This is a genomic window from Pseudomonas sp. IC_126 (assembly GCF_004331835.1).
In the GTDB taxonomy this organism is placed as follows: domain Bacteria; phylum Pseudomonadota; class Gammaproteobacteria; order Pseudomonadales; family Pseudomonadaceae; genus Stutzerimonas.
Genome location: NZ_SJSS01000011.1, coordinates 1 through 5,154, shown reverse-complemented (window position 1 = coordinate 5,154; position 5,154 = coordinate 1). Strand labels below are relative to the sequence as shown.

Genomic DNA, 5,154 nt, shown 5'->3' with positions numbered 1-5,154 from the left:
CGGGGGTTTGGTGTAGAAGCTTGACGATGACCTACTCTCACATGGGGAGACCCCACACTACCATCGGCGATGCGTCGTTTCACTGCTGAGTTCGGGATGGGATCAGGTGGTTCCAACGCTCTATGGTCGTCAAGCAATTCGGTTGCTGCCTCGGGGTTTAGCCGTTGCAGCGAATCGGGTATGTGATGGTGTTGCTGTGTTTCGGTTCGCTTTGCGAGCGATGCGTCTTTTCGGTTTGTTTGTCGACTTCAACCGTCTGACACGCAAACATCAAATTGTTTGGGTGTTATATGGTCAAGCCTCACGGGCAATTAGTATGGGTTAGCTCAACGCCTCACAACGCTTACACACCCCACCTATCAACGTCGTAGTCTTCGACGGCCCTTCAGGGAGCTCAAGGCTCCAGTGAGATCTCATCTTGAGGCAAGTTTCCCGCTTAGATGCTTTCAGCGGTTATCTCTTCCGAACATAGCTACCCGGCAATGCCACTGGCGTGACAACCGGAACACCAGAGGTTCGTCCACTCCGGTCCTCTCGTACTAGGAGCAGCCCCTCTCAAATCTCAAACGTCCACGGCAGATAGGGACCGAACTGTCTCACGACGTTCTAAACCCAGCTCGCGTACCACTTTAAATGGCGAACAGCCATACCCTTGGGACCGGCTTCAGCCCCAGGATGTGATGAGCCGACATCGAGGTGCCAAACACCGCCGTCGATATGAACTCTTGGGCGGTATCAGCCTGTTATCCCCGGAGTACCTTTTATCCGTTGAGCGATGGCCCTTCCATACAGAACCACCGGATCACTAAGACCTACTTTCGTACCTGCTCGACGTGTCTGTCTCGCAGTCAAGCGCGCTTTTGCCTTTATACTCTACGACCGATTTCCGACCGGTCTGAGCGCACCTTCGTACTCCTCCGTTACTCTTTAGGAGGAGACCGCCCCAGTCAAACTACCCACCATACACTGTCCTCGATCCGGATAACGGACCAGAGTTAGAACCTCAAAGTTGCCAGGGTGGTATTTCAAGGATGGCTCCACGCGAACTGGCGTCCACGCTTCAAAGCCTCCCACCTATCCTACACAAGCAAATTCAAAGTCCAGTGCAAAGCTATAGTAAAGGTTCACGGGGTCTTTCCGTCTAGCCGCGGATACACTGCATCTTCACAGCGATTTCAATTTCACTGAGTCTCGGGTGGAGACAGCGCCGCCATCGTTACGCCATTCGTGCAGGTCGGAACTTACCCGACAAGGAATTTCGCTACCTTAGGACCGTTATAGTTACGGCCGCCGTTTACCGGGGCTTCGATCAAGAGCTTCGCTTGCGCTAACCCCATCAATTAACCTTCCGGCACCGGGCAGGCGTCACACCCTATACGTCCACTTTCGTGTTTGCAGAGTGCTGTGTTTTTAATAAACAGTCGCAGCGGCCTGGTATCTTCGACCGGCATGAGCTTACGGGGTAAACCCTTCACCCTCACCGGCGCACCTTCTCCCGAAGTTACGGTGCCATTTTGCCTAGTTCCTTCACCCGAGTTCTCTCAAGCGCCTTGGTATTCTCTACCCAACCACCTGTGTCGGTTTGGGGTACGGTTCCTGATTACCTGAAGCTTAGAGGCTTTTCCTGGAAGCATGGCATCAACCACTTCTCCTTCTAAAAGAAGGATCGTCATCAGTTCTCGGCATTAAGACCCCGGATTTACCTAAGATCTCTGCCTACCACCTTAAACTTGGACAACCAACGCCAAGCTGGCCTAGCCTTCTCCGTCCCCCCATCGCAGTAACCAGAAGTACGGGAATATTAACCCGTTTCCCATCGACTACGCTCTTCAGCCTCGCCTTAGGGACCGACTCACCCTGCGTCGATTAACGTTGCGCAGGAACCCTTGGTCTTTCGGCGTGCGAGTTTTTCACTCGCATTGTCGTTACTCATGTCAGCATTCGCACTTGTGATACCTCCAGCAAGCTTCTCAACTCACCTTCACAGGCTTACACAACGCTCCTCTACCGCTCATCTTACGATGAACCCGTAGCTTCGGTACCTGGTTTGAGCCCCGTTACATCTTCCGCGCAGGCCGACTCGACTAGTGAGCTATTACGCTTTCTTTAAAGGATGGCTGCTTCTAAGCCAACCTCCTAGCTGTCTAAGCCTTCCCACATCGTTTCCCACTTAACCAGGATTTTGGGACCTTAGCTGACGGTCTGGGTTGTTTCCCTTTTCACGACGGACGTTAGCACCCGCCGTGTGTCTCCCGTGCTGACACTTGCTGGTATTCGGAGTTTGCATCGGTTTGGTAAGTCGGGATGACCCCCTAGCCGAAACAGTGCTCTACCCCCAGCAGTGATACACGAGGCGCTACCTAAATAGCTTTCGAGGAGAACCAGCTATCTCCGAGCTTGATTAGCCTTTCACTCCGATCCACAGGTCATCCGCTAACTTTTCAACGGTAGTCGGTTCGGTCCTCCAGTTAGTGTTACCCAACCTTCAACCTGCCCATGGATAGATCGCCCGGTTTCGGGTCTATTCCCAGCGACTAGACGCCCTATTAAGACTCGCTTTCGCTACGCCTCCCCTATTCGGTTAAGCTCGCCACTGAAAATAAGTCGCTGACCCATTATACAAAAGGTACGCAGTCACCTAACAAAGTAGGCTCCCACTGCTTGTACGCATACGGTTTCAGGTTCTATTTCACTCCCCTCTCCGGGGTTCTTTTCGCCTTTCCCTCACGGTACTGGTTCACTATCGGTCAGTCAGTAGTATTTAGCCTTGGAGGATGGTCCCCCCATATTCAGACAAAGTTTCTCGTGCTCCGTCCTACTCGATTTCATTGATAAGAGATTTTCGCGTACAGGGCTATCACCCACTATGGCCGCACTTTCCAGAGCGTTCCGCTAATCTCAAATCAACTTAAGGGCTAGTCCCCGTTCGCTCGCCACTACTAAGGGAATCTCGGTTGATTTCTTTTCCTCAGGGTACTTAGATGTTTCAGTTCCCCTGGTTCGCCTCACACACCTATGTATTCAGTGTGTGATAACCATCTTATGATGGCTGGGTTCCCCCATTCAGACATCTCCGGATCACAGTCTGTTTGCCGACTCCCCGAAGCTTTTCGCAGGCTACCACGTCTTTCATCGCCTCTGACTGCCAAGGCATCCACCGTATGCGCTTCTTCACTTGACCATATAACCCCAAGCAATCTGGTTACTGTCTATAACGTGAAGACGACATTCGCCGAAAATCCGCATTTTGCTCTCTCGAGCATCTCGCAAATTTTACCTTGACTTGAATAACTACCAGTGAAAGTAATTACCCAAATCTACTTCTATCACATACCCAAATTTTTAAAGAACAGTTACTGGCGCAAAGACCAGAAATCAATCCGCTCCGATTGGAACGCATTCATTTCTGTGCTTTCAGCGATTTTCGAGTAATGGTGGAGCCAAGCGGGATCGAACCGCTGACCTCCTGCGTGCAAAGCAGGCGCTCTCCCAGCTGAGCTATGGCCCCATCTACAGATCGGCCACATCCCATGACAATTGGTGGGTCTGGGCAGATTCGAACTGCCGACCTCACCCTTATCAGGGGTGCGCTCTAACCAACTGAGCTACAGACCCAATCGTCTCTCTCGGGTCGAAACCCAATCGCTTTTCGCTAGTGAATCAAGCAATTCGTGTGGGAACTTATGAAGAAGCTGAAGTCTTCGATTAAGGAGGTGATCCAGCCGCAGGTTCCCCTACGGCTACCTTGTTACGACTTCACCCCAGTCATGAATCACTCCGTGGTAACCGTCCTCCCGAAGGTTAGACTAGCTACTTCTGGAGCAACCCACTCCCATGGTGTGACGGGCGGTGTGTACAAGGCCCGGGAACGTATTCACCGTGACATTCTGATTCACGATTACTAGCGATTCCGACTTCACGCAGTCGAGTTGCAGACTGCGATCCGGACTACGATCGGTTTTATGGGATTAGCTCCACCTCGCGGCTTGGCAACCCTTTGTACCGACCATTGTAGCACGTGTGTAGCCCAGGCCGTAAGGGCCATGATGACTTGACGTCATCCCCACCTTCCTCCGGTTTGTCACCGGCAGTCTCCTTAGAGTGCCCACCATTACGTGCTGGTAACTAAGGACAAGGGTTGCGCTCGTTACGGGACTTAACCCAACATCTCACGACACGAGCTGACGACAGCCATGCAGCACCTGTGTCAGAGTTCCCGAAGGCACCAATCCATCTCTGGAAAGTTCTCTGCATGTCAAGGCCTGGTAAGGTTCTTCGCGTTGCTTCGAATTAAACCACATGCTCCACCGCTTGTGCGGGCCCCCGTCAATTCATTTGAGTTTTAACCTTGCGGCCGTACTCCCCAGGCGGTCGACTTAATGCGTTAGCTGCGCCACTAAGATCTCAAGGATCCCAACGGCTAGTCGACATCGTTTACGGCGTGGACTACCAGGGTATCTAATCCTGTTTGCTCCCCACGCTTTCGCACCTCAGTGTCAGTATTAGCCCAGGTGGTCGCCTTCGCCACTGGTGTTCCTTCCTATATCTACGCATTTCACCGCTACACAGGAAATTCCACCACCCTCTGCCATACTCTAGCTTGCCAGTTTTGAAAGCAGTTCCCAGGTTGAGCCCGGGGCTTTCACTTCCAACTTAACAAACCACCTACGCGCGCTTTACGCCCAGTAATTCCGATTAACGCTTGCACCCTTCGTATTACCGCGGCTGCTGGCACGAAGTTAGCCGGTGCTTATTCTGTCGGTAACGTCAAAACAGCAAGGTATTAACTTACTGCCCTTCCTCCCAACTTAAAGTGCTTTACAATCCGAAGACCTTCTTCACACACGCGGCATGGCTGGATCAGGCTTTCGCCCATTGTCCAATATTCCCCACTGCTGCCTCCCGTAGGAGTCTGGACCGTGTCTCAGTTCCAGTGTGACTGATCATCCTCTCAGACCAGTTACGGATCGCAGCCTTGGTGAGCCATTACCTCACCAACTAGCTAATCCGACCTAGGCTCATCTGATAGCGCAAGGCCCGAAGGTCCCCTGCTTTCTCCCGTAGGACGTATGCGGTATTAGCGTTCCTTTCGAAACGTTGTCCCCCACTACCAGGCAGATTCCTAGGCATTACTCACCCGTCCGCCGCTGAATC

General features: G+C 52.3%; 2 tRNA genes and 3 rRNA genes. All 5 read right to left on the bottom strand.

Going from position 1 to position 5,154, the window contains the following annotated elements:
* Positions 1 to 18: 18 nt before the first annotated feature.
* A 5S ribosomal RNA gene (rrf, locus tag E0D86_RS21240) occupies positions 19 to 134 on the bottom strand.
* A 156-nt stretch (positions 135 to 290) separates the two neighbouring features.
* Positions 291 to 3,181: ribosomal RNA gene (locus tag E0D86_RS21235) — 23S ribosomal RNA — on the bottom strand.
* A 251-nt stretch (positions 3,182 to 3,432) separates the two neighbouring features.
* A tRNA-Ala gene (locus E0D86_RS21230) sits at positions 3,433 to 3,508 on the bottom strand.
* A gap of 30 nt (positions 3,509 to 3,538) precedes the next feature.
* A tRNA-Ile gene (locus E0D86_RS21225) sits at positions 3,539 to 3,615 on the bottom strand.
* 91 nt (positions 3,616 to 3,706) lie between these two features.
* Positions 3,707 to 5,154, bottom strand: a 16S ribosomal RNA gene (locus tag E0D86_RS21220); the annotation flags it as partial.